The organism is Pantoea dispersa (assembly GCF_035783935.1).
In the GTDB taxonomy this organism is placed as follows: domain Bacteria; phylum Pseudomonadota; class Gammaproteobacteria; order Enterobacterales; family Enterobacteriaceae; genus Pantoea; species Pantoea dispersa_C.
The window spans coordinates 575056-597709 of the sequence record NZ_JALKOV010000001.1 but is presented as its reverse complement, the minus strand read 5'-3'; the positions used below and the strand labels follow the sequence as shown (position 1 = coordinate 597709).

22 protein-coding genes are annotated in these 22654 nt (G+C 56.4%); 8 read left to right on the top strand and 14 right to left on the bottom strand.

Annotation, left to right across the window (positions count from 1 at the left end):
• Nucleotides 1-18: 18 nt before the first annotated feature.
• The 11 genes from MXF20_RS02975 to otsB form a co-directional block, all read right to left on the bottom strand.
• Nucleotides 19-1698 carry a methyl-accepting chemotaxis protein gene (locus MXF20_RS02975; protein ID WP_325967604.1) on the bottom strand — a complete coding sequence of 560 codons (1680 nt, stop codon included), beginning with the start codon at nt 1696-1698 and terminating at the stop codon, nt 19-21.
• A 130-nt stretch (nt 1699-1828) separates the two neighbouring features.
• Entirely contained in the window at nt 1829-3490 is a 1662-nt protein-coding gene (locus tag MXF20_RS02970; protein WP_325967603.1) for a methyl-accepting chemotaxis protein, read from the bottom strand.
• A gap of 173 nt (nt 3491-3663) precedes the next feature.
• Nucleotides 3664-5337 (bottom strand): methyl-accepting chemotaxis protein, encoded by a 1674-nt coding sequence (locus MXF20_RS02965; protein ID WP_325967602.1) that lies wholly within the window; start codon nt 5335-5337, stop codon nt 3664-3666.
• 172 nt (nt 5338-5509) lie between these two features.
• The gene (gene cheW, locus MXF20_RS02960; protein ID WP_021506278.1) at nt 5510-6007 is read right to left on the bottom strand and encodes a chemotaxis protein CheW; all 498 of its coding nucleotides are present in this window, start codon (nt 6005-6007) and stop codon (nt 5510-5512) included.
• A 22-nt stretch (nt 6008-6029) separates the two neighbouring features.
• Nucleotides 6030-8024: a chemotaxis protein CheA gene (gene cheA, locus MXF20_RS02955; protein WP_325967948.1), complete on the bottom strand. Its 1995-nt coding sequence runs from the start codon at nt 8022-8024 to the stop codon at nt 6030-6032.
• Between the two features lie 10 nt (nt 8025-8034).
• Nucleotides 8035-9066, bottom strand: a complete 1032-nt coding sequence (gene motB / locus MXF20_RS02950; RefSeq protein ID WP_325967601.1) for a flagellar motor protein MotB — start codon at nt 9064-9066, stop codon at nt 8035-8037.
• On the bottom strand, nt 9063-9950 hold the full coding sequence (motA, locus tag MXF20_RS02945; RefSeq protein ID WP_021506281.1) for a flagellar motor stator protein MotA: 888 nt from the start codon (nt 9948-9950) through the stop codon (nt 9063-9065). Before motA ends, motB begins: the two co-directional genes overlap by 4 nt.
• Before the next feature lie 133 nt (nt 9951-10083).
• Nucleotides 10084-10662 carry a flagellar transcriptional regulator FlhC gene (flhC, locus tag MXF20_RS02940; protein WP_021506282.1) on the bottom strand — a complete coding sequence of 193 codons (579 nt, stop codon included), beginning with the start codon at nt 10660-10662 and terminating at the stop codon, nt 10084-10086.
• Nucleotides 10662-11012 (bottom strand): flagellar transcriptional regulator FlhD, encoded by a 351-nt coding sequence (gene flhD, locus MXF20_RS02935; RefSeq protein WP_325967600.1) that lies wholly within the window; start codon nt 11010-11012, stop codon nt 10662-10664. Before flhD ends, flhC begins: the two co-directional genes overlap by 1 nt.
• Before the next feature lie 1118 nt (nt 11013-12130).
• On the bottom strand, nt 12131-13567 hold the full coding sequence (otsA, locus tag MXF20_RS02930; RefSeq protein ID WP_325967599.1) for an alpha,alpha-trehalose-phosphate synthase: 1437 nt from the start codon (nt 13565-13567) through the stop codon (nt 12131-12133).
• A complete protein-coding gene (otsB, locus tag MXF20_RS02925) occupies nt 13564-14352 on the bottom strand; it encodes a trehalose-phosphatase (protein ID WP_325967598.1) in 789 nt (262 codons plus the stop codon). The genes otsA and otsB overlap by 4 nt, the downstream gene beginning before the upstream one ends.
• A 358-nt stretch (nt 14353-14710) precedes the next feature.
• Here otsB and umuD point away from each other — a divergent pair, with 358 nt between their 5' ends.
• Nucleotides 14711-15142: a translesion error-prone DNA polymerase V autoproteolytic subunit gene (gene umuD / locus MXF20_RS02920; RefSeq protein ID WP_325967597.1), complete on the top strand. Its 432-nt coding sequence runs from the start codon at nt 14711-14713 to the stop codon at nt 15140-15142.
• On the opposite strand, the gene MXF20_RS02915 is transcribed toward umuD, so the two are convergent.
• Nucleotides 15139-16044: a LysR family transcriptional regulator gene (locus MXF20_RS02915; RefSeq protein WP_325967596.1), complete on the bottom strand. Its 906-nt coding sequence runs from the start codon at nt 16042-16044 to the stop codon at nt 15139-15141. The genes umuD and MXF20_RS02915 overlap by 4 nt on opposite strands.
• A 135-nt stretch (nt 16045-16179) precedes the next feature.
• On the opposite strand from MXF20_RS02915, the gene MXF20_RS02910 reads away from it, so the two are divergent.
• Nucleotides 16180-16953 carry a DeoR/GlpR family DNA-binding transcription regulator gene (locus MXF20_RS02910; protein ID WP_325967595.1) on the top strand — a complete coding sequence of 258 codons (774 nt, stop codon included), beginning with the start codon at nt 16180-16182 and terminating at the stop codon, nt 16951-16953.
• Nucleotides 16954-17058: 105 nt separating this feature from the next.
• Here the strand turns inward: MXF20_RS02910 and MXF20_RS02905 are convergent, their stop codons facing one another.
• Nucleotides 17059-17712, bottom strand: coding sequence for a hypothetical protein (locus tag MXF20_RS02905; RefSeq protein ID WP_325967594.1), 654 nt, complete (start codon nt 17710-17712; stop codon nt 17059-17061).
• Nucleotides 17713-18086: 374 nt separating this feature from the next.
• Here MXF20_RS02905 and MXF20_RS02900 point away from each other — a divergent pair, with 374 nt between their 5' ends.
• From MXF20_RS02900 to MXF20_RS02885, 4 genes are all read left to right on the top strand, one after another.
• Nucleotides 18087-18377, top strand: a complete 291-nt coding sequence (locus MXF20_RS02900) for a hypothetical protein (protein WP_031279201.1) — start codon at nt 18087-18089, stop codon at nt 18375-18377.
• Nucleotides 18378-18473: 96 nt separating this feature from the next.
• Nucleotides 18474-18704, top strand: coding sequence for a hypothetical protein (locus MXF20_RS02895; protein ID WP_325967593.1), 231 nt, complete (start codon nt 18474-18476; stop codon nt 18702-18704).
• 166 nt (nt 18705-18870) lie between these two features.
• Nucleotides 18871-19581 carry a response regulator gene (locus MXF20_RS02890; protein ID WP_325967592.1) on the top strand — a complete coding sequence of 237 codons (711 nt, stop codon included), beginning with the start codon at nt 18871-18873 and terminating at the stop codon, nt 19579-19581.
• A 152-nt stretch (nt 19582-19733) separates the two neighbouring features.
• Nucleotides 19734-20210 carry a glutathione peroxidase gene (locus tag MXF20_RS02885; RefSeq protein WP_325967947.1) on the top strand — a complete coding sequence of 159 codons (477 nt, stop codon included), beginning with the start codon at nt 19734-19736 and terminating at the stop codon, nt 20208-20210.
• Nucleotides 20211-20282: 72 nt separating this feature from the next.
• Here the strand turns inward: MXF20_RS02885 and MXF20_RS02880 are convergent, their stop codons facing one another.
• Nucleotides 20283-20885 (bottom strand): helix-turn-helix domain-containing protein, encoded by a 603-nt coding sequence (locus MXF20_RS02880; protein ID WP_325967591.1) that lies wholly within the window; start codon nt 20883-20885, stop codon nt 20283-20285.
• Between the two features lie 43 nt (nt 20886-20928).
• Between MXF20_RS02880 and MXF20_RS02875 the strand changes: the two genes are divergently transcribed.
• Nucleotides 20929-21615, top strand: a complete 687-nt coding sequence (locus MXF20_RS02875; RefSeq protein WP_325967946.1) for a B3/4 domain-containing protein — start codon at nt 20929-20931, stop codon at nt 21613-21615.
• Between the two features lie 29 nt (nt 21616-21644).
• On the top strand, nt 21645-22538 hold the full coding sequence (locus MXF20_RS02870) for a dihydrodipicolinate synthase family protein (protein ID WP_325967590.1): 894 nt from the start codon (nt 21645-21647) through the stop codon (nt 22536-22538).
• Nucleotides 22539-22654 lie beyond the last annotated feature (116 nt).

Below are 22654 nucleotides of genomic sequence, written 5' to 3'. Positions count from 1 at the left end.
CTGCGGCGGCCACAAGGGTTAAAAGGTTTCCCAGTTATCGTCAGCGCCACGTGCTCCTGCCGGTTGCGCCAGCGCCTGTGGCGCCGACTGACGCGCAATTTTTGGCGCTGTAGTTACGTTAACGGCCTGGGCGACAAATTCTTTACCAATATTGAACACTGCGACCGACTGTTTCAGTCGGCTGGCCTGATCTTCCAGCGCGGCAGCAGCCGTCGCCGACTCTTCGACCAGCGCGGCGTTCTGCTGGGTCACGCGATCCATCTCGTTCACCGCCAGGCCAACCTGGTCGATACCGCGGCTCTGCTCATCGGAAGCCGAGGCGATTTCACCCATGATGTCGGTCACGCGGGTGACCGCATTGACGATTTCGCTCATGGTCTCGCCCGCACTCTCCACCAGCACCGAACCGGTGTTGACGCGGCTGACGGAATCTTCAATCAGGCCTTTGATCTCCTTCGCCGCCTGCGCGCTGCGCTGGGCCAGACTGCGCACTTCACCGGCAACCACGGCGAAACCACGCCCCTGCTCACCGGCGCGAGCGGCTTCCACCGCGGCGTTGAGCGCAAGGATATTGGTCTGGAAGGCGATGCCGTCGATCACGCTGGTGATATCGGCAATCTTCTTCGAGCTGCCGGCGATGTCCTTCATGGTGGTGACGACGCCGTCGACCACTTTGCCACCCTGCTGCGCCGTTTCGGACGCATTCAGCGCCAGCTTCGACGCCTGACGGGCGTTTTCCGCGTTCTGCTTCACGGTGGCGGTGAGCTGCTCCATGCTGGCGGCAGTCTGCTCCAGCGACGCGGCCTGCTGTTCGGTTCGCGAGGAGAGATCGTTGTTGCCCATGGCGATTTCGCTGGCGCCGGTGTAGATGGCGTCCGAACCGTCGCGCACGATGCGCACGGTGCGCGCCAGCTCCTGCTGCATGTGCTGCAGCGAACTGAGCAGATCGCCCATTTCGTTGCGCACGCTGACATCGACCGGCTGCGTCAGATCGCCGCGCGCAATATGGCGGATGTGCTCAATGCTCTGCTGCAGCGGACGGATCAGCGCCGTACGCATGCCGCTCCACACCAGCGCGATCACCAGCAGCGTCACCAGCAGCGTGCCGATCACCAGCATCATCGCGTGCTGATAGGCGCTCTGGTTGGCGTCAATGCCCTGTTTCGCCAGCACGATGTTGTAGGCCAGCCAGGCGTTGTAATCCTTTTCAAATTTGTCCTGAAAACCCTGCGTTGGCTGATCGACAAAGCCCTTAAAGTTGCCGGCACTGAGAAAATCAATCAGCTCGGCCAGCGCACCGCGAAACGCGTTGTAGTTGGCCTGCAGCGTCAGGACGTTTTCCGCGCTTTTACCTTTTTCCGACAGGTTGGCATTAAACTCGGCAAAGCTCTGATCGGCGGTCTTCAGCTCTGCGGTGGCCAGCGCCACCAGATCTTTCACCGTGGCGCCGGAACCGGCCTGCTGGCTATCCAGCAGATAACGGATACCGGCACGGTTCAGCGTGTTACGCGCCTGTACCAGTGAAACCCATGAGGTGCCCATTGCCCGCTGCAGGGTGCTAAGGCGTTGGTTATACGCAAAATTCTCTTTATCGGCTTTCACCGTTGAAAAAAACATTCCTCCGGAAAACAGCTGCAGTAAGGCAAATAACGCCAGCACGCACAGCAGGCCGGATACCACTCGAACACGACTAAACATAAACACCTCATTAATTGGCGGATCGCTGGTGTTATCGGCGCGCAGGCGCGGATCTTTATGCGGAGTGATGAGGGTAAGGCCGGCAGGAAGCCCTCTCCCGGCTGGGGAGAGGGTAAAACTCAGCGAAACATTAAAACGTTTCCCAGTTTCCGTCCGTCACCGGGGCGGTGACGGCGCTGCGCCGCGTCGGCTGTGCCGGTGCCACAACGGCGCGCACGGCGGCGGGCGCGACAACACGCGGAATGCGGAATACCGCTACCGACTGGCTGAGGCGACTGGCCTGCTCTTCCAGCGAGGCCGCGGCGGCGGCCGACTCTTCCACCAGCGAGGCGTTCTGCTGGGTGACGCGGTCCATCTCGGTCACTGCCTGACCCACCTGGTCGATGCCGCGGCTCTGCTCATCCGAGGCCGACGCGATTTCGCCCATGATGTCCGTCACGCGCGTTACTGCGCCGACGATATCCTGCATGGTGTCACCTGCGGTGCCGACCAGTTGCGAACCGGCATTGACCCGGCTGACCGAATCCTCAATCAGGCCTTTGATCTCCTTCGCTGCCTGGGCGCTGCGCTGCGCCAGATTCCGCACCTCACCGGCCACCACGGCAAAACCGCGCCCCTGCTCGCCAGCACGCGCCGCTTCGACGGCGGCGTTGAGCGCGAGGATGTTAGTCTGGAAGGCGATACCGTCGATCACGCTGATGATGTCAGCGATTTTCTTCGAGCTGCCGGCGATATCATGCATGGTGCGCACTACGCCATCGACCACCTCGCCCCCTTTGCGCGCGGTATCTGATGCGCTGAGCGCCAGCTGCGAGGCCTGGCGGGCGTTTTCGGCGTTCTGTTTCACCGTGGCGGTGAGCTGCTCCATGCTGGCCGCGGTCTGTTCCAGCGACGCCGCCTGCTGCTCGGTACGCGCCGAGAGATCGTTATTGCCGGCGGAAATTTCGCTGGCACCGGTAAAGATGGCGTCCGAGCCGTCACGCACGTTGCCGACGGTGTGCACCAGCGACTGCTGCATCTCGTGCAGGCTGCTCGCCAGCTGGCTCATCTCATTGCGTCCTTCCACGGCAATGGTTTGCGTCAGATCGCCGGCGGCGATGTGGCGAATGTGCCCGAGCAGCTGATGCAGCGGCTGAATCAGCACTGTGCGCAGGCCAAACCAGCAGGCGACGATGACCGCGATCACCATCACGGCAACAATCGCCAGCAGCCACATCATGGTGTGGAAGGCACGCTGGTTCTGCGCCACGCCTTCGGCGGCTAAAGCACTTTGCGCGCTGCGCCACTCCTCGTAGGTGGCTTTCATTTTCACCTGTTTGGCTTCGATGTTCTGATCAAACATGCCCTGCAGATCGTTGGCTTTCAGCCGGGCCAGCATTGCCTTCAGGCCGTTATTGAACGCGGCATAATCCGCTTCCAGCCGGTCGCGCAGCGCATCCGGCAGCCCCGGCGTCGCCGGCAGATCGTAATAGCGCTGATAGTGGCCGGCCGCGGTGTCGAGCTGTTTCTCCGTCTGCGCAATCAGCGCGTTGAGCTGGCCGCCGTTGGTTTGTGATGCCATGCTGCCCTGCATGCGCAGCATGGCGCGGTTGAGCACGGTACGGGTCTGGTTGAGTTCAATCCAGGCATCGGACATGGCAGCGACGTTATTGCTTGACGTTTGTGCCACGGCAAACGCCTCTTTATCTTTTTGTAATGCCGACCAGAACAGCCCGCCGGACAGTAATTGCATAGCACCGAACACCAGCAGGACCGCGATCAGGCTGGTGACGACATTGATTCGTTTTAACATGGTGTCTCCAAAAAGGGGGTTAACGCCCTGTTTATCGACCGCTGCGCTGAATATTTGAGAGGGTTTACCGGACTTTACGAGGGATAATGCTGAATTAAAGCTTTTTTACAGCGTTTTATAAGTAAAGAAAGCAGGGGATGCGGGAGCGGCGCGTTGTCCGCTCCCGTTTCAGCTTAGAACGTTTCCCAGTTGGCGTCGCTGACCGGCGCGGTCAGCGCTTTGCGCGGCACGCTGGCCTGCGGCGGGGCGATTTGCGGATGACGCACGCCCGTGCTGCTGCCAGGCTGCGCGCCACGTGGAATGCGGAACACCGCCACCGACTGGCTGAGGCGACTGGCCTGCTCCTCCAGCGAGGCCGCTGCCGCCGCCGACTCTTCCACCAGCGAGGCGTTCTGCTGCGTCACGCGATCCATCTCGGTGACCGCCTGACCGACCTGATCGATACCGCGACTCTGCTCGTCCGACGCCGAGGCAATCTCGCCCATGATGTCGGTCACGCGCGTCACCGCATTAACGATTTCGCCCATGGTTTCGCCCGCCGTGCCGACCAGCTGCGAGCCGCTGTCAACGCGCCGTACCGAATCTTCGATCAGCCCTTTGATCTCCTTCGCCGCCTGCGCGCTGCGCTGGGCGAGGTTGCGCACTTCACCGGCCACCACCGCGAAGCCGCGGCCCTGCTCACCGGCGCGTGCCGCTTCGACGGCGGCGTTGAGCGCCAGAATATTGGTCTGGAAAGCGATGCCGTCAATCACGCTGGTAATATCGGCGATCTTCTTCGAGCTGCCGGCAATATCCTGCATGGTGCGCACCACCCCTTCCACCACTTCGCCGCCCTTCTGCGCGGTTTCCGACGCGCTGAGCGCCAGCTGCGAGGCCTGACGCGCGTTTTCGGCGTTCTGCTTCACCGTGGCGGTGAGCTGCTCCATGCTGGCCGCGGTCTGCTCCAGCGAGGCCGCCTGCTGCTCGGTACGCGCCGAGAGATCGTTATTGCCGGCCGAGATTTCGCTGGCCCCGGTGAAGATGGCGTCCGAACCGTCGCGCACGTTGCTGACGGTGCGCACCAGCGCCTGCTGCATCTCCTGCAGCTTGCCTGCCAGCTGGCTCATTTCGTTACGTCCTTCGACGACGATGGCCTGGGTTAAATCGCCCTGCGCAATGTGTTCGATGTGCTGGATGCTGTCATTGAGCGGCTTGATCAGCACCTTACGCAGGCCGAACCAGCACAGCACGATCACGCCCACCACCAGCGCCAGCACCAGACCCAGCAGCCACATCATGTGCTCGTAAGCCGCACTGTTCGCCGCCACGCCCGCCGCCGTCAGACGATCCTGGTCGGCGCGCCATTGGGTGTAGTTTTCCAGAAACGCGCTCTGCGTCGGTGCGACCGGCACTTTGCCCGCCGCCACGGTGTCGTTACGCTGCAGCACCTGCTCCATTTCTGCCAGTGCGCTGGCGTATGCCTTATAGGTCTGTTCCAGCTGCTGATTGAGCTGCAGGTTCTGGCCCGGCGTGTCCGGTGTGTTTTTAAACAGCGTAAAGTTATCCTGCGCCGCCTGCAGGAATGTCCTGCTCTGCCCGAACAGCGTACCGATGTCGGCTTCGGTGCCGGTCAGTTTGCTGGTGGCGATGCGCAGCTGAATGCGCGTCAGGATCACCCGGCTTTGGTTAAGGCTCATGTATGCATCATTGATGGCGGCAATATTTTTGCTCGCCAGCTGAGAGGTATTGAAACTTTTTTTGTCGTCACTCAGCGCTTTAAAAAACAGCGAGCCGGAAGCCAGCTGCAGTACGCCAAACACCAACAACACCAGCAACAGGCTGGTCACAACGCGGATTTTCGTAAACATAGTTTGCCCTGGGAAATGAAGAAAAATCGTGCAATACAGTTATCGACCTGGCGGCGGGAATATTGAGCGAGGGCAGGAAATATTTGTCGGCTTTGCTATTGATTTATAACGGTTTAATAAAGGATGTAATAGTCACGGGCCGCATCAGCGACCCGTGACTCTCTGCGAACGATTATGCGCTACGCAGCGTATCGACCAGCGCCATCTCTTCACTGCTCAGCAGTTTTTCGATGTCGACCAGAATCAGCATGCGCTCGCCCAGCGCGCCAAGACCGGTGAGGTACTCGGTCGACATGGTGACGGCAAATTCCGGTGCCGGACGGATTTGATCCTGGGTCAGCGACAGCACGTCAGACACGCCATCGACCACGATGCCGACCACGCGATGCTCCAGATTCAGCACGATCACCACGGTGTTTTCATTGTACTCAACGTCCGGCTGCGAGAACTTCACGCGCAGGTCGATAATCGGCACAATCACGCCGCGCAGGTTAGTCACGCCCTTGATGAACTCCGGCGTGTTAGCGATACGCGTTACCTGATCGTAACCGCGAATCTCCTGCACTTTAAGGATGTCGATGCCGTACTCTTCGTCACCGAGGGTGAAAACCAGGAACTCCTGGCCAACGGTTTCGCCGGCGATTTTCGTCACGGTTGCCATGTCAGTCATTTTTTTACCCTTTCGTTATTTGTTACGCTGCGGCACCGGCCACACGCTTCTCACGGTTCAATGATTGCAGTGCCGATACGTCGACAATCAGCGCAACGCTGCCATCGCCGAGGATGGTGGCGGCGGAAATGCCCGGCACTTTGCGGTAGTTGCTCTCCAGGTTCTTCACCACCACCTGATGCTGACCAATCAGCTGATCGACCAGCAGCGCATAGCGACGTCCCGCGCTCTGCAGGATCACCACGATGCCCTGCGTGGCGTCGGTTTTGGCGTTCTGCACGTCAAACACGTTCCACAACTCCACCAGCGGCAGGTATTCGCCGCGCACTTCCAGCACGCGCTCGCCACCGGCCAGCGGCTTCAGCTCTTCGGCGGTCGGCTGCAGCGACTCCATCACCGCATTCAGCGGCAGGATGAACACTTCGTCCGCCACGCGCACTGACATGCCGTCGAGGATCGCCAGCGTCAGCGGCAGCAGAATGCGAATGGTGGTACCTTTGCCCTGCTTCGAGGAGATTTCAACGTGACCGCCCATCTCCTGAATATTACGTTTCACCACGTCCATGCCGACGCCGCGCCCTGACACATCGGTCACCTGCTCGGCGGTCGAGAAGCCCGGCGCGAAGATCAGCATGCCGACTTCTTCATCGCTCATGCTGTCGCTGACCGGCAGACCCGAGGACAGCGCTTTCGCCAGGATGCGTTCGCGGTTGAGGCCGGCACCGTCATCGATCACTTCAATGCAGATGTTACCGCCCTGATGTTCCGCCGACAGCGTCAGATTACCGACCGCCGTTTTGTTGGCTGCCAGCCGTTTTTCCGGCGTTTCGATGCCGTGGTCGAGGCTGTTACGCACCAGGTGCGTTAACGGATCGATAATGCGCTCAATCAGGCTCTTATCCAGTTCGGTCGAGCTGCCGAGCAGCGTCAGTTCAACCTCTTTGCCCAGCTTGCTGGCCAGATCGCGCACCAGGCGCGGGAAGCGGCTGAACACGTACTCCATCGGCATCATACGAATCGACATCACCGATTCCTGCAGATCGCGGGCGTTACGCTCCAGCTGACCCATGCTGTTGAGCAGGTCACCATGTGCCACCGGATCCAGCGCACCGGAACGCTGCGCCAGCATCGACTGGGTAATCACCAGCTCGCCGACCAGGTTGATCAGCTGATCCACTTTTTCCACCGCGACGCGAATACTGCTGGATTCGCTGCTTTTAGCAGGTGCGGCAGCACGCTTGCTCTCACGCTTCACCGCCGGAGTGATGTCAGTAACGGTAGCGGTTTGCTGCAGCGGCGCTTCGGCGTCGGCCCCGGCTGCAACGGCGGGCGCAGCGGCGATGGCGGGCGCGGCGTCCTGCGGGAACTGAATCTGCGCTTCATCAATCACGAAGCACAGCACCGCCACGATATCGTCTTTGCCGACACCGTCGATGGTGGCTTCCAGCGTGTTGGTGCCTTTTACCACATCGGTCAGGGTGCCGAGATTGCCCAGCTCTTCCAGCAGCAGGTCCGGCTCTTTCTCTTTCAGATTGATCAGCTGCAGGCGCAGACCGCTGCTGGCGGGTGCGGCAGGTACTGCCACGTCGGCGAGCGCCACGACAGGGGCTGCCACTGCCGGAGCGATTCCTTTGGCTTCCAGCGCCAGCTGGCGCAGGGCTTCGCAGATGTAGTTAAAGTTTTCTGCGTTCGGCTCCTGCGCGGTTTTATAAGCATCGAGCTGTTCCTGCATAATATCTTTGGTTTCCAAAAACAGGTTGATGATGTCGGTGCTGAGCTGCATTTCGCCACGGCGCGCACCATCCAGAATGTTTTCCAGGATGTGGGTGGTTTCCTGTAAAACCGTAAAGCCAAACGTACCGGCTCCGCCCTTAATGGAGTGGGCGGCGCGGAAGATGGCATTCAACTGCTCGGAATCGGGCTCCTGGGGATCCAGTCCCAACAGGTGTTGCTCCATATCCGCTAACAGCTCATCGGCTTCATCAAAAAACGTCTGGTAAAAATCGCTGATGTCCATGCTCACGGGATCACCTCGGCTGTGAGGGTTGGTCTGGTGTCACCGCGCTGGCGGCGGGCGTCGCCGCTGCCGGCGGATTCGCCGCAGCGGCCGGGGTTGCCGGTGCTGCGGTGGAACCCGTGGGGGCAGTTGGCGCCGTCGGACCAGCCGGTGCGGTAATGCTTGGTAAAATTTGCGCCGGGTCACTCACCTGGACGGCATCGCTCTCGGCATTCTCTTTTTCAATCGCCGCTTCGGTGTCATGGTTCAACACCAGCAGACTGATACGACGGTTCACCGCGTCATTGGCGCCACGGTTTTTTAGCTTCATGGTGTCGGCCATGCCGACCACGCGCAGCATTTTGCCGCCGTCCAGACCGCCCGCGACCAGCTCACGACGTGAGGCATTGGCGCGGTCCGCTGACAGTTCCCAGTTGCTGTAGCCGCGATCGCCGCTGGCGTACTGGAAGTCATCGGTGTGGCCGGACAGGCTGATTTTGTTGGGTATATCGTTCAGCAGCGGTGCAATGGCGCGCAGGATATCGCGCATATACGGCTCCACTTCGGCGCTGCCGGTTTTAAACATCGGGCGGTTCTGGCTATCGATAATCTGAATGCGCAGTCCCTCTTCCACCATGTTGATGATCAGATGCGGACGCAGCGCTTTCAGGCGCGGATCGGCCTCGATCAGCTGGTCGAGCTTTTCACGCAGCCGGTTCAGGCGGATGTCATCCAGCTGGCGCTTTTGCGCATCCATATCGACCTGCTTTTGCACTTCGCCTTTTTTCTGCGTCGGATCATCACCGCCGCCGGGAATCGGGCTTTCGCTGTCGCTGCTGCGCTGGCCACCGGTCAGAGCAACCTTGAGCGGCGTTTTAAAGTATTCTGCAATCTGCACCAGCTCCTGCGGGTTGGCGATCGAGATCAGCCACATCACCATAAAGAACGCCATCATCGCCGTCATAAAGTCGGCATAGGCAATCTTCCACGAGCCATGGCTGCCTTCATGCTTTTTATGTTTGCGCCGTTTGACCAGCACAATCGGGCGATTTCCGTGCTTCATGAAGGCGTATCCGAGGTCTGCTTAGCCGGGTTTTTCGCGTTACGCACGTGCTCTTCCAGTTCGGTAAAGGACGGACGCTCGGTGGAATACAGGGTCTTACGGCCAAACTCGACGGCAATCTGCGGCGCGTAACCGTTCAGGCTGGAGAGCAGCGTGACTTTGACGCACTGCATCATCTTGGTGGTTTCCGCGCACTTCTGGCGCAGCACCGAGGCCAGCGGCGAAATGAAGCCGTACGCCAGCAGAATACCGAGGAAGGTTCCCACCATGGCGTGTGCAATCAGCGCGCCCAGCTCGGCCGCCGGACGGTCCGCCGATGCCAGCGCGTGCACCACGCCCATTACCGCGGCGACGATACCGAACGCCGGCAGGCCATCACCGACCGCCGCTAAGCTTTGTGCTGGTACTTCGCACTCGTGTTCGTAGGTTTCGATCTCTTCGTCCATCAGGGCTTCGATCTCGAAGGCATTCATATTTCCGCTCACCATCAGACGTAAATAGTCGGTAATAAAATCCACTAAAGGTTTATCGGACAAAATACGCGGATAGTTAGCAAAAATTTCGCTCTGGCTGGGATCTTCGATATCGCGTTCCAGCGACAGCATGCCCTGCTGACGTGATTTCGCCATCAGGCGATACAGCAGCGCCATTAAATCCATGTATACGGCTTTGTTATATTTTGAGCCGCGCATTAACAACGGCAGCGCTTTCAGTGTCTTTTTAATCGATTTGCCGTTGTTGCCCACCAGAAAGGCACCAATACCGGCGCCGCCGATAATCAGCAGCTCCGACGGCTGGTAAAGTGCGCCAAGATGGCCACCTACCATCATGTAACCGCCCAGCACGGAACCGAGGACTACGATATAACCCACAATAATCAGCACAAAAACATCCTTACGTCCGTAACGTGTTGGTGGAAGTTAAGCCAGAGAGCCGCAGGTGTTATTCGCATCGTGTGGGCAAAAAAAAAGCAGCGGTATTAACCGCTGCTGGATGTTTTCCACGATGCGAACAAACTTAAACGGCGCGTTTAACCTGTTCATCCAGCAGTTGTGGAAAGGTATCGGCAGAATCTGCAGAAAGTTTACGTCTTTTTACGGCACGTGACGGCGGCTGGCACAGGCTGCAAACGAAGCTGCCCGGCGGCTGATGCGCGTGGTTGATGAAGCTTCCGCCACAGCATTTGCAGTCAGATAATTCCAGCATGCCACTTTCAACGAATCGCACCAGGGTCCAGGCGCGGGTCAGCGCCAACAGCGGGCCCTCGTCCGATTGCGGACACTGCTCAAGATACAGGCGATAGGCTTTGATGACCGCCTCTACGCCACTGCTCAGCCGGGTTTTCAGCAGAAACTGCCAGGCGTTGCAGAACATCGACGCATGAATATTTTGTTCCCAGGTCATGAACCAGTCGGTAGAGAATGGCAGCATACCTTTCGGTGGCGGTGCACCGCGCAGCTCTTTGTACAGTTTAATCAGGCGACCGCGGCTCAGCTGGGTTTCACTTTCCAGCATCTGCAGTCGTGCGCCTAATGTAATCAGCTCCATTGCCAGCTGAATATCACGCGCTTCCTGAACGATACTTTTTTCGGTCATTACACCGCCCTCTTTTTAGCAGTCGCATCATCTTTCGACGCGCTGCGCAATAAACGGCTGGATAATAAAATACCGGTGTGGATTTGCTGCAAATCATCCACACGTGATTCCTGCGTCAGACGGTTAATGAGATTGTGATCGGTAAAGCGGAACTGGCAAACCAGTTGATTGGTTTCCGCTAATTTTACCATCTCAGGTAAAGTCAATTGCTGCAATGCATCCGCCATTGGCTCATCGATACCTAAACGAAACATTGCTGAAGCTTTTTCCTGGTTAATTAAACGCTGTGCAAGTAATAAATATGACAGATTGATGTCATATATATGTTTTAGTAATTCTGATGTACCCATTTTTTTCCATCCTGATAGACGCGACATATATACGGCCACAGAATTAAGTGTTCTATGGTTCGGGTTGCTGGTTGGTAAATCTAAAGATGGCAAAAAAATAATCAGGCATAAGCCAACGTGTACTGAACTGTTTCACTTCCCACCGGGATATTGATCAGTAGTAGTCAAAACTCCAGGCCAATCTTTTCTTGAGTTGTAACCATCTTCCGTGACGTCTGCTTACAGTTTTTTAAGACTAATCCGAAAACAAGGCAAATCTATATCGTCTGATTTCGACATACAACGTGACTGGCATGAAATTTTAGATAAAGTGTGATCCAGGTCACATTTTTAAGGCAAATTTTTCAACTAAAGCTTCAGTAATGCTTTTCTGTTGTTCCTTTTTTGAGCAATTTTGAAACGTTTCGCTAATATTTCACAGGAAAAGTCTTAATTTTGCAGTGTGTCGCCGATTGTCGCCGTGAGGCGATCTTTTATCTGCTTCGTTGGCTTTAGGCAAAGACAAGACGCCGGATTAGACCGAAATAACAGCATAAAACTCCAAAAACAGAGGGAATTATTCGTTTTTAAATTAATCACTTACAGGGAATATTGCCTGGCAGGACTAAAGCAGAGGTGTTAGCGAAGCGCAAAGAGTGAGGACCGCGTGCTGGCGCAGTGTAAGGAGTTTATCCGGAACGTTTAGCGGGCAATAAGGGATGTAACAGCACGTTACATTAGCGATATGAATGAGTTGACTAACTAACGCACTGATGTATCAGAACTATCGGCCTGGCCAGCCGAATCTTTAGGGTTGCGCGGAAAAATTTATGTTTTTGCCTGCTGAATGGCTGGATTTTAACCAATCCGTGCGCTTTTGGGTGCCGGGGCAGCGGTTTAGCGCTTATCAAAATGAAATCGATTTCATCAGATAACCCTGTCACGTGGAAACGCTGTGCAGCGCTGGCCTGGATTTGCCTTCTGAGCCAGCCCTTCCCGGTTGACGGGAAAAGACGCTCCGCGACGGCAATCGGTGTTGATGACCCCGGAGGCGATCAGAAAATTCGCCTCCGGGTGATTGCCTCTCCCGCAGGCGGGAGAGGATGCAGGTGCGGGGAAAAAGGCTTCTCCCCGCTTAATTACGCCAGCTTCTGGAACGTCGCGACTTTATTATCGCTGCCGTGGCTGGCGCTGCGCGCCGGCAGCGTATGCAGATCTTTCAGGAAGCTCTCGCGCCAGTGCGAAATATCCTGCTTGCGCAGCACCGCCATCATGTCGTTGTAGCGCGAAATACGCTCGGTGCGCGGCATGGTCAGGGCGCGGTCCAGCGCCGCCGCCACATCATCACGGTCGTACGGGTTGACGATCAGCGCGGAGGTCAGCTCGTTGGCTGCCCCGGCGAAGCGCGACAGCACCAGCACGCCCGGGTCGTCCGGATCCTGGGCGGCGATATACTCTTTCGCCACCAGGTTCATGCCGTCGCGCAGCGGCGTCACCAGCCCGACGTCGGTCAGCCGGAAAATCTTCATCAGCAGGCGACGGTCAAAATGCTGGTTGAGATAGTAGAGTGGCGTCCAGCCCAGCGTGCCGTACTTACCGTTGATGCGCCCTGCTTCTGTTTCCAGCTGATGACGAATATCCTGATACGCCTGCACGTCACCGCGCGAGGTCGGCGCAATCTGCGAATAGCGGATTTTGCCCCGGTGCTGCGGGAAATTTTCCAGCAGCGCTTCGTACGCGAGGAAACGCTCTGGCAATCCTTTGGAGTAGTCGAGACGCTCACAGGCGATAATGTTCTGCAAATCGCCCAGCTCGCGCTTCATGGCGGCCATCTTCGGTGGCAGCGGCCCTTCCGCCATCTCTTTGATGCTGTCCGGCTCGATACCGATCGGATAGACCTCGGTCATAAAGGTGTTGCCAAAGGCGCGGTGCTTCTTCTCGCCTTTGTTCTGCAGCTGCGTCAGCTGGCTCAGGCTGTCGAGGAACGCCACGCGGTCGGATTCTGTCTGGAAACCCAGCAGATCGTAATCACACAGCATTTCCAGCAGTTCCTGATGCGGCGGCAGCGCATTGAAAATTTCCGGCGTCGGGAACGGGATATGCAGAAAGAATCCGATACGGTTGTTGATGCCCTGCTTACGCAGCTCAGCGGCAAACGGCAGCAGGTGATAATCGTGGATCCACAGAATATCGTCGGGCTTGATCAGCGGTTTCAGCCGCTGCGCCAGCAGGGTATTAACCCGGCAGTAGCCTTCCCAGGCTTCACGCTGGTACTCCACCAGATCGAGGCGATAGTGGAACGCTGGCCAGATCACCGTATTGGAAAACTGGCAGTAATACTGATCGTAATCGTTTTGATTAAGGGGGAATGAGGCATAGGTAATGCCGTCTTGTTCGATCTGCGTAAGTTCTTCATCCTCTTCACCGGAAAACTCGCTGATCTCTCCGTTCCAGCCAAACCACAATCCTCCGGTGGTCTGCAACGCATCCAGAATACCGACGGCGAGACCGCCCGCGCTGGTTTTGCTTCCATCAGGAATAGCGATACGGTTAGATACGACGACTAAACGACTCATAACCTAAACTCCTTACCGACGTTGTCATGTTCTAGTTGTAATAATAGTTGTTCCAGCCAGTGCCAGACCGCTGCCACATCGGGCAGACGATAATTCGCCTGGCTTGGACCTTCACCGACCTTGACCGAAATGCCGTGCATGGCATTGACCGCAAGAAAGCCTTTCTCATCGGTCAGATCGTCGCCCACAAATACCGGAATGCGACCGGTAAATGGCGCTTCCTGCATAAATTCGCGTACCGCAGCACCTTTATCGATGCCCTGCGGTTTCAGTTCCACCACGCATTTACCTGGCTGCAGCGCCAGCGCCGGAAAGCGGCTTACCGCTTCTTCGGCCAGTTGCATGATGGCGTTCTCATACTGCGGCGCGTTGCGATAGTGCAGCGCAAAGGCCATACCTTTCACTTCCAGCAGCGTGCCGGGCCATTGGTCCAGCGCCTGCTGCAGCTCAACCTGCAGCGTTTGCGCCACCGCATCGGGCAGCGACTGGCGATGCACACGCCCGCTGGCATCGCGGCGCTCCGCGCCGTGCACGCCCGCCGCCGGCGCTTCCAGCGGCGCGGCCAGTTCATCGAGCTGGCTGATCGGACGGCCGGAAACCAGCGCCAGCGCGCCGTGACTCAGACGGGAAAGTTGTTGCAGATGCTGGCGCACCGATGCGGGGATGGAAACCAGCTCGGGCTGCGACTGAAGCGCGGCCAGCGTGCCGTCAACATCAAAAAAGAAGGCATAAAGTCCGCCGCTTAGCGACGGCAGGGTGCTGTTCTCATTAACCGCAGGGGTCACGTCTCCTCCTGTATCTGAACGTAAACGGGCAGTCTGTTCGCAGGCGGGCCGGAAGTGAGGAGGTTTTTCCGTAAACATGGAAATTGAGAGGGTAACGCTCCAGAACTAAACGAAATTTTCATCAACACAGCAACCGCACTACGAACATCGGCAACATTAAGTGTAGACAACAATTGAGGTTTCGCCAGACGGGCGCACAGAGTGCTTACAGAAGAGTGCGCTTTTCAGCGGTTTGCGCAGCAAAAAACAGAATTCTGCTGTTTTTCATACGCTTCGCTTTTTTTACCGCAGGCGCACTTGATCATAGCAAAAATCGCCTGATACTGTATATAAAAACAGTATTCACGGAATGTTCGCTATGACGCGCTTCTTTTTGCCACAGCTTTCACCGCCTTCGCGCTCCCGCCCGCTGTTCCTTGACGCGGTGCACGGCGGTTTCCCCTCACCCGCTCAGGACTACATCGAGCGCCAGATTGATCTCAATGAACTGCTGGTGGCACGACCGAGCGCCACCTATTTTGTGCGCGTTGAAGGTGACTCGATGCGCGACGCCAATATTGGCGAAGGCGATCTGCTGGTGGTCGACAGCTCACTCAATGCAAAGCACGACGACATCGTGATCGCCGCCATTAACGGCGAGTTCACCGTCAAACGGCTGCAGACGCATCCCTGCATCCAGCTGGTGCCGATGAATCCGCGCTATCAGCCCATCCGGCTGCGTGAAGAGGAGGAGCTGGAAATTTTTGGCGTGGTGACGTTTATTATTTACGCCGCGCGCGTCCAGCGTTAGCGCATCGTTTCGGCGCGGATCATCTCAATCAGCCGGCGTAAGCCGGGGTGCAGCTGGCGACGGTCGGGGTAATACATCACCAGCGGTTCGTCTTCGCTGCACCATTCCGTCAGCACGCGCACCAGCTGCCCGCTCGCCAGCTGTGCCTGTACGTAGCGCTCCGGGCAGTAGCCGAGACCGTAACCACCAGCGACCGCATCAATGATCATGTCGCTCTCATTGAGCGTCAGCGTGCCCGGCACATCGACCTCATACGCTACCTTGCCCTGCGCCAGCGGCCACTTATACAGCGTGCCATTGCCAAGGCGCATGCGAATACAGCGATGGTTGCGCAGATCGTCCGGATGCTGCAGCGGTGGCGCGTCGCGCAGGTAATCGGGGGACGCCACCACGATCCAGCGCAGTTTGGGTGTCAGCGGCATGGCGATCATATCTTTCGGTACGCTGGTGCCGTAACGAATCCCGGCGTCATAGCCGCTGCCGATGATATCCACCAGATTGTTATCCACCGTAATTTCCAGACTGAGTTCCGGATAGGTCGCCATAAAGCGCGCCAGGATTGGCCGAAACAGCAGCTGCCCGGCATCACGCGGGATGTTCAGCCGCAGGCGGCCGCTGGGGGATTCGCGGTACAGATGCAGATCGTTCAGCGCCAGCTCAATCTGCGCAAAGCCGGTTTCCAGATGGCGCAGAAAAGCGGCACCGGCGTCCGTTGGCACCACCGCCCGGCTGGTGCGGTTGAGCAGGCGCACGCCAAGACGCGTTTCAAGACTGCGCAACGTGTGGCTGATGGCCGACGTGGTGACCCCCAGTTCCAGCGCGGCGAGGCGGAAGCTCTTGCGCCGGCAAATCAGCAGAAAAACATTCAGATCGGCCAGTTCATTGCGTTGCAGGGCTGGCATTTTCGTGTCTCCTGACTCATTGCCACGTTGAATCTGATTCAACTTCAGATGAGCTATCATAGCGAAGCTGCCGTACCGGACGCTATGCGTGCGTGCCATGGCAGGCAAAACGTCACTGTTAACCCTGAGCTCATCATGCTGCCCGAAGACCGAAAAGACGCGATTTATTGCTACCTGTTTGCCAAACGATCGGCCACCATTCACGAACTGGCGACGCTGATGGCGGTGTCGGCGATGACCATCCGCCGCGATATTAAACGCCTGCAGGACGCCGGCCTGGTGGTCGGCATACACGGCGGCGCCAGGCTGCCTGCCGTGGTCCATCAGGCATTGCCGTATGTGGAGAAGGCGCAGCTGCACGCGCACGCCAAACAACATCTCGGCCGTTATGCTGCGTCACTGGTACAGGATGGCCAGGTTGTCTATCTTGATGCCGGCACCACCAGCTATGAAATTGCGCGTGCGTTAGGCGATCAGGCAAGTCTCACCGTGCTGACTAACGACTTTACGATTGCCGCCTGGCTGATGCGCCACCGCCATATCACGCTGTTTCATACCGGTGGCAAAGTCGATCAACGGCATATTGCCAGCGTGAGTGCCATGGCGGCGAGCGCCCTTGCCTCGTTCAATATTGATCTGGCCTTCCTCAGCGCCAGCGCGTGGGATGTCACGCACGGCCTCTCGACGCCTGATGAAGACACCTGGCTGGTGAATCAGGCGGTGCTGGCCGCCTCAGCGCAGCGTTATCTGGTGGCTGACAGCAGTAAATATGGTCGTTACAGCGTGTATTCCGTGTGTAAGCTGCAGCAACTGGACGGGGTGATCACCGATGACGATTGCCCCTGTGCTGCCGTTGAGGAGATGAAACAGCGTGATATTCGTCTGCACCGGGTAAATCGCCGCGGCTGAGCGGCTCGCTGCGCATCCCGGCAAAGGTCATTAATTAAAAAGGAGGCGCGAACGCCTCCGGTGGCTACAGGGAAATCACATCGACTCTCTCTCGCAGGGCACGGTTTACGGCGTAGGGGCGACTTTAGGATTGGAGCTGAACCAGCCACGGCGATCCTGCCAGTTGCCATACTCATCCACTATCGCCCCTTTACTGTTGGCCATCAGGAAATGATAGCTCTCCAGTTTTTTCAGCGACAGCGTTTCGCCCTGATGCTGAATGACGACATTGTGGCTTTGCACCGGGCCAAAACTTTTCGGCGTCGACGGCATATCCGCTGACGCGGCACCAATTTCTGAGAAGTTATATACCCAGCCATCCAGTACGCGCCATGACTCATGTTTTGCCGGACGTGCCGGCGGCGCGCTAATCGGCATATGCCGATGTTCCGGAATCATCTGGTTCGGCAACAGATACATGGTCATGGCGTAATAACCGTAATCCAGATTATTGACCCAGGTGATGCTGGCCAGGCCAACATGCTGATAATCGCCCAGCCCGAAATCATTGACCCACAGCTGCTGGCGCATGGACGGCGTCAGCGTATGGCCGTAAGAGGCAAGCAGTTGCGCTATCGCATCTTTCGCCACCTCTTTCTGGAAGACGCCATTTTTATAGAAATCTTTATTGGTATAAACGTGATGCGGCTGAGCCGCAACGGATGCGGTGGCATTGAGCGCCAGTAAAGCCGCAGCGAAAGCCAGAGCAGGTTTTGTCATAATTCACCTCCTGTTTATGACAGCCATGTTGATGCAAATAAAAATTTCACCGGCCGGTAAAACACAAGGGTGGCCAGCGCGGAGAACAGCGTTGCAGATGGCGATGCGGAGGGGAAATTCATTTAGAGAATCGGATCTATCTAATTATCAGATACGGCTGTGCTTTTTTGTGATTATTAACAAATAATCACAGACTATTCTGCCCGGTAAAGCATCCAACGGATGGCGGGCGCAATTTATCTGCCGCTAAAGAAATTCTTAAAATGTTGGTTGCGCTCGCAATTGTGACAGGCGCGCGGCCAATTGTGTTTGACCTGCTTTTCACATCAATGCACACTGGCGGGCGTGAAAAACGGCAGATGAAGAGCCACGAGATGTTGCAGAATTATAGTCAGCGCGTCCATTTCTATTACTGCATTCTGGTTGCGTTAAAACTCTATGTGAACAGCAAGAAATCCGGCGGTGTACGCGGGAAAAATAACTTTTTGCTGAAGTGGTTACGCAACGCGCAAAACAACACCATTTTTCATCCTGATATCACCAGTGAAATTGAATGGCTGCGTGGCAAAATTATCAGCGCCGGACCGGATGCCGATTTAGAACCGATGCTGCAATACGTTTACGAGACAGCAAAACGCGCCGAAACACTGCGTCTGGGGCCGTAATCGCCTGGCTGCGCATTGCATTACCCATGCAAGCAGGCAAAAAAAAGGGGGCAACGCGCCCCCAACCACTACAAAAAGTTAATCCCTGGCGCCCTGGTGCAGATTCCCTTCCGGCTGGCGCTGATTCTCTTCGCACTGGATACGCATTACAGGGTTAGCACCAGTACGCTGATCAATAACCAGCAGCCCGCACAAAATGCGCCCATTGCCACCCAGGTTAGCGCCCGGGTATTTAAATTGCAGATATCGCGTTGCGAACGTTTAACCGGCGGCATAAAAAACTCCTGGAAGCACATCGCCATCATGCATGGCAGATCATTGCCCTGAACAGGACAAAAGATTGCCACGGATACCTATTTCTGACCATCAGACGTGATGACCTATTATGTAGGCGCGGGACTACAGCCATTTAATTAATGGGCGGGGTATCGGGTGAAACCCATGTATTAATCAGACAAGCGGAAAAGCATTGCAGGCGCTGGATGACAACCTAATGATGCATATTGTTTGCCCTTTATTCCTGTGCCAGAGTGAGATGAATACTGGTGCGAATAATATCAGGACGCTTATGGCGAATTTTATCATCGTGGACGATCACCCGCTTGCCCGTCTGGCCATGCGCATTATGCTGGAGAACGCCGGGCACCATATTGTCGCAGAGAGCGAAATGGCGGAGAATGTCGAAAAGCTGATATTACAGCATGACGTTTCCGCGCTGATTATTGATATTGGCCTGCCAGGTATGACCGGCATTGAACTGATCGCCACGCTGCGAAATGCCGGCGTGCAATTACCGGTCATTGTCATGAGCGGCAAAGATCCCGGCTACTATTCCGCAGAAAGCATTAAAGCCGGCGCAAATGGTTTTATCAGCAAAAAAAATCATATGAACGATTTGCTGCAGGCGGTGCACGCCGTCTTTTCCGGTTATGGTTATTTTCCGCTGCGCATGCAGGAAAGCGCGGGCATCAGCAGAATCAAAAGCGACGCGGAAAGAGTCCGGTTACTATCCTGGCGGGAACGGGAAGTGCTGAAGCTTTTGTCGCAGGGTAAAGAGATTATTTATATTGCTCATCAACTGCAAATCAGTAATAAAACGGTCAGCACATATAAAGCCAGGCTGATGGAGAAACTGGGGTTGAAGAACCAGCGCGATCTGCTGGAGTTTTCGCGCCGCAATCATATTGACCAGCAGATGAAGTGACCTCCGGACCGTGGCTTATCTTTAAGGTGACCGGCCAGTGTTATTGTGACAATGGCACGCAGAAAGTTATGCTGTGGCATTACGCGGTGAGTGTAGCTTTGACCCGCGTGGCAACATCAACATTGAATCTGTGCTGCTTTAAGGACACCGACATGAGCCCTTTTTATCAGTTTTCGGCCACCAGCCTGACCGGTCAACCTATCCCGATGGCCGATTACGCTGGCAAGGTGGTTCTGGTGGTGAATACCGCCAGTCATTGCGGCTTTACACCGCAATACGCCGGCCTTGAAGCGCTCTACCAGAAATATGCCGCACAGGGTCTGGTGGTGCTTGGTTATCCCTGCAATCAATTCGGTAAGCAGGAACCGGGAGATGCTGATGACATCTCACAAACCTGTCATGTTAATTACGGGGTGAGCTTCCCGATGTTCGGTAAAGTTGAGGTTAACGGCAGCGCAGCGCATCCGCTATTTCGCTATCTGAAAGCGCAGCTACCCGGCGTGCTGGGCGGACGGATTAAGTGGAACTTCACCAAGTTTCTCATCGGACGCGACGGCCAGCCGCTGAAACGCTTTGCACCGATCACGCCCCCGGAGAAAATAGAAGCCGCGATACTCGCTGCACTCTAAGGTGCCGACATCAATAAAGATGATTATTTGCGCACAAATCAGGGCTTCTTTGGCCGTTTATTGAAAAAACGCTTATGACGCTTTTTCATTCACCGTCATGATAAAGTTCAGCGTGTTTTCTCCCTGGTTTGCGTAGAAGTGGGGAACATCAGTTTTGGCAGTAACAGAGGATCCCGCCGTTACCTGAAACACGCTCTCTTTCACGCCAAGCGTGAGGGTTCCGGATTTTACGTGCAGCAGCTCCAGCGTGCCTGAGGTATGTCCCGGTGACTCAAACTTTTCGCCTGGCCGCATTTCCCATAGCCACAGCTCGAGCATATCGGGTCCACCCGAGCCGGCCAGCAGCCTGGCGCTCCCCCCTTTGTCTCCTTTCCAGAGTTCGGGGATGTCCGTATCAGCGATGATGTGCACATCAGGCCTGGCGCTGACATCAACAAAATCCGCCACTGACACGCCCATGGCAGCAGCAAGCCGGCATAGCAGCGCAATGCTGGGATTAGCCTTGCACCCTTCTATCTCAACCAGCATCCCCTTACTGACACTGGCTTTCCGGGATAACTCATCGAGAGAAATTTTTCTTTGTTTACGAAACTGCTTAATCCGCAGGGATACGGCTTCGTTAACCGTGTTGACATCTGCGCCGGCGAAGGTCACTAAATTGACTTTTTTGGTCATTGGTCGATATTATGAGATAAAATGGTCATTACAGGATTATCGCGTGTTAATCGTTTCCCCGTCAATTTCCCCTGAAGTCTATCAAATTGCCCCTGGCTTTCGGGCGCTCAGTATCAGTGTGCAGGCAGCGCCTGTCGTGAATCCGCACGCCGGGGTAACGGCACTGAAGTCGGCCTGTGAAGCGGTGCTGTCAGATTCCCCCGACTGGGCGGAATCCCATCTGGCCGCATGGGCAGATGTGTTTCAGAAGTTTGGTGCCAAACCTAAACGCACTCCCTGTTCTGCTGATGCGCTACGCAAACGCGTGCTTCGCGATGGCACCCTGCCCGCGCTCGATCCGATCGTTGATCTGTATAACGCTGTCAGTCTGCGCTATGCCGTACCCGTAGGGGGAGAAAATATTGCCGCGTACCAGGGTGCACCTCGCCTGACGGTGGCAACAGGCACTGAAGCCTTTGATACCATAAAAGAAGGAGTTCTGGCGGTGGAGTCTCCTGCGCCTGGCGAAGTCGTCTGGTGTGATGATGCCGGTGTAACCTGCCGTCGCTGGAACTGGCGGCAGGGAATCAGGACCCGCTTAAGCATTGAAGCGCAACACATGTGGTTTATTCTGGAAAGTCTGCCGCAGATGCCACCCGATCAGCTTCAGGAAGCAGGAAAGATGCTGACCGACGGCCTTGAAGAAATGATGCCGGGACGGCAGTGTAACGTCACCCTCATCGGCGAGTAACGCCTTTAACTCAGTTCTGGAGAATCTGCATGTTCACCGGCTTGTCTGCTTTTCCGTTAACGCCTGTCACCGCGCGTGGTGTCGATGAACAGGGATTCACAAAGATTCTGGCTCGCCTGACGGCAGCCCGTGTCGATTCGTTGGGAGTTCTGGGTTCAACCGGCAGCTATGCGTATCTGAGCAGAGAACAGCGCAAACGCACCGCAACGCTGGCCCGTCAGATTGCCGGGGAGATTCCCATGATGGTTTGCGTGGGTGCGATCAGTACCGATGCCGTACTGCATCTGGCTGAAGATGCCCAGTCCGCAGGCGCTGATGCGCTATTGCTCCCGGCGATGAGTTACCAGCCGCTGCGTAATGAAGAGGTGTATGCCCTCTTTGAGACGGTTACCCGCCATGCTTCAGTACCGGTTTGTGTTTATGACAATCCCGGAACCACGCATTTCCGTTTTACCGATGAACTGCTCGGGCAGCTGTCGTCACTGAAAGGGATTCGCTCGGTGAAAATTCCGGGATTACCGGATACCCCCATCGCAGCAGCTGAACGCGTCGCAGCATTACGACAACATCTTCCTCCTGATGTGACCGTTGGCATCAGCGGTGACGCCAGTGCCGGGCTGGGGCTGAATGCCGGTTGCGAAGTCTGGTATTCCGTTTGTGGCGGTATCTTCCCGGAAACCGCTAAACAAATTACGCAGGCCGCAGCCATTAACGACCCTGAACGCGTTACGGCCTTAACAAACCGCCTGAAACCTTTATGGGATTTGTTCCGTAAGCATGGCGGAAGTATCCGCGTGATCGCAGCGACAGCAGGCATACTGGGGCTGACCGAAGCAGACTGTCTGCCTCGCCCCCTGTTACCCTTATCGGCCGCAGAGGTGGCAGAAGTAGCAGCAGTGATGGCCGCTCTGGACCTGAAGTAACGCGCCGGCGGAATCGGCCCTGCGCCAGGCCGTTGATAGAAAGTAGGGTTTGAAGGGTGCACAAAAGGTCATGGTGCCTGCATGTATCAGCTTCTGATAAAGAATGCCCGGAGATA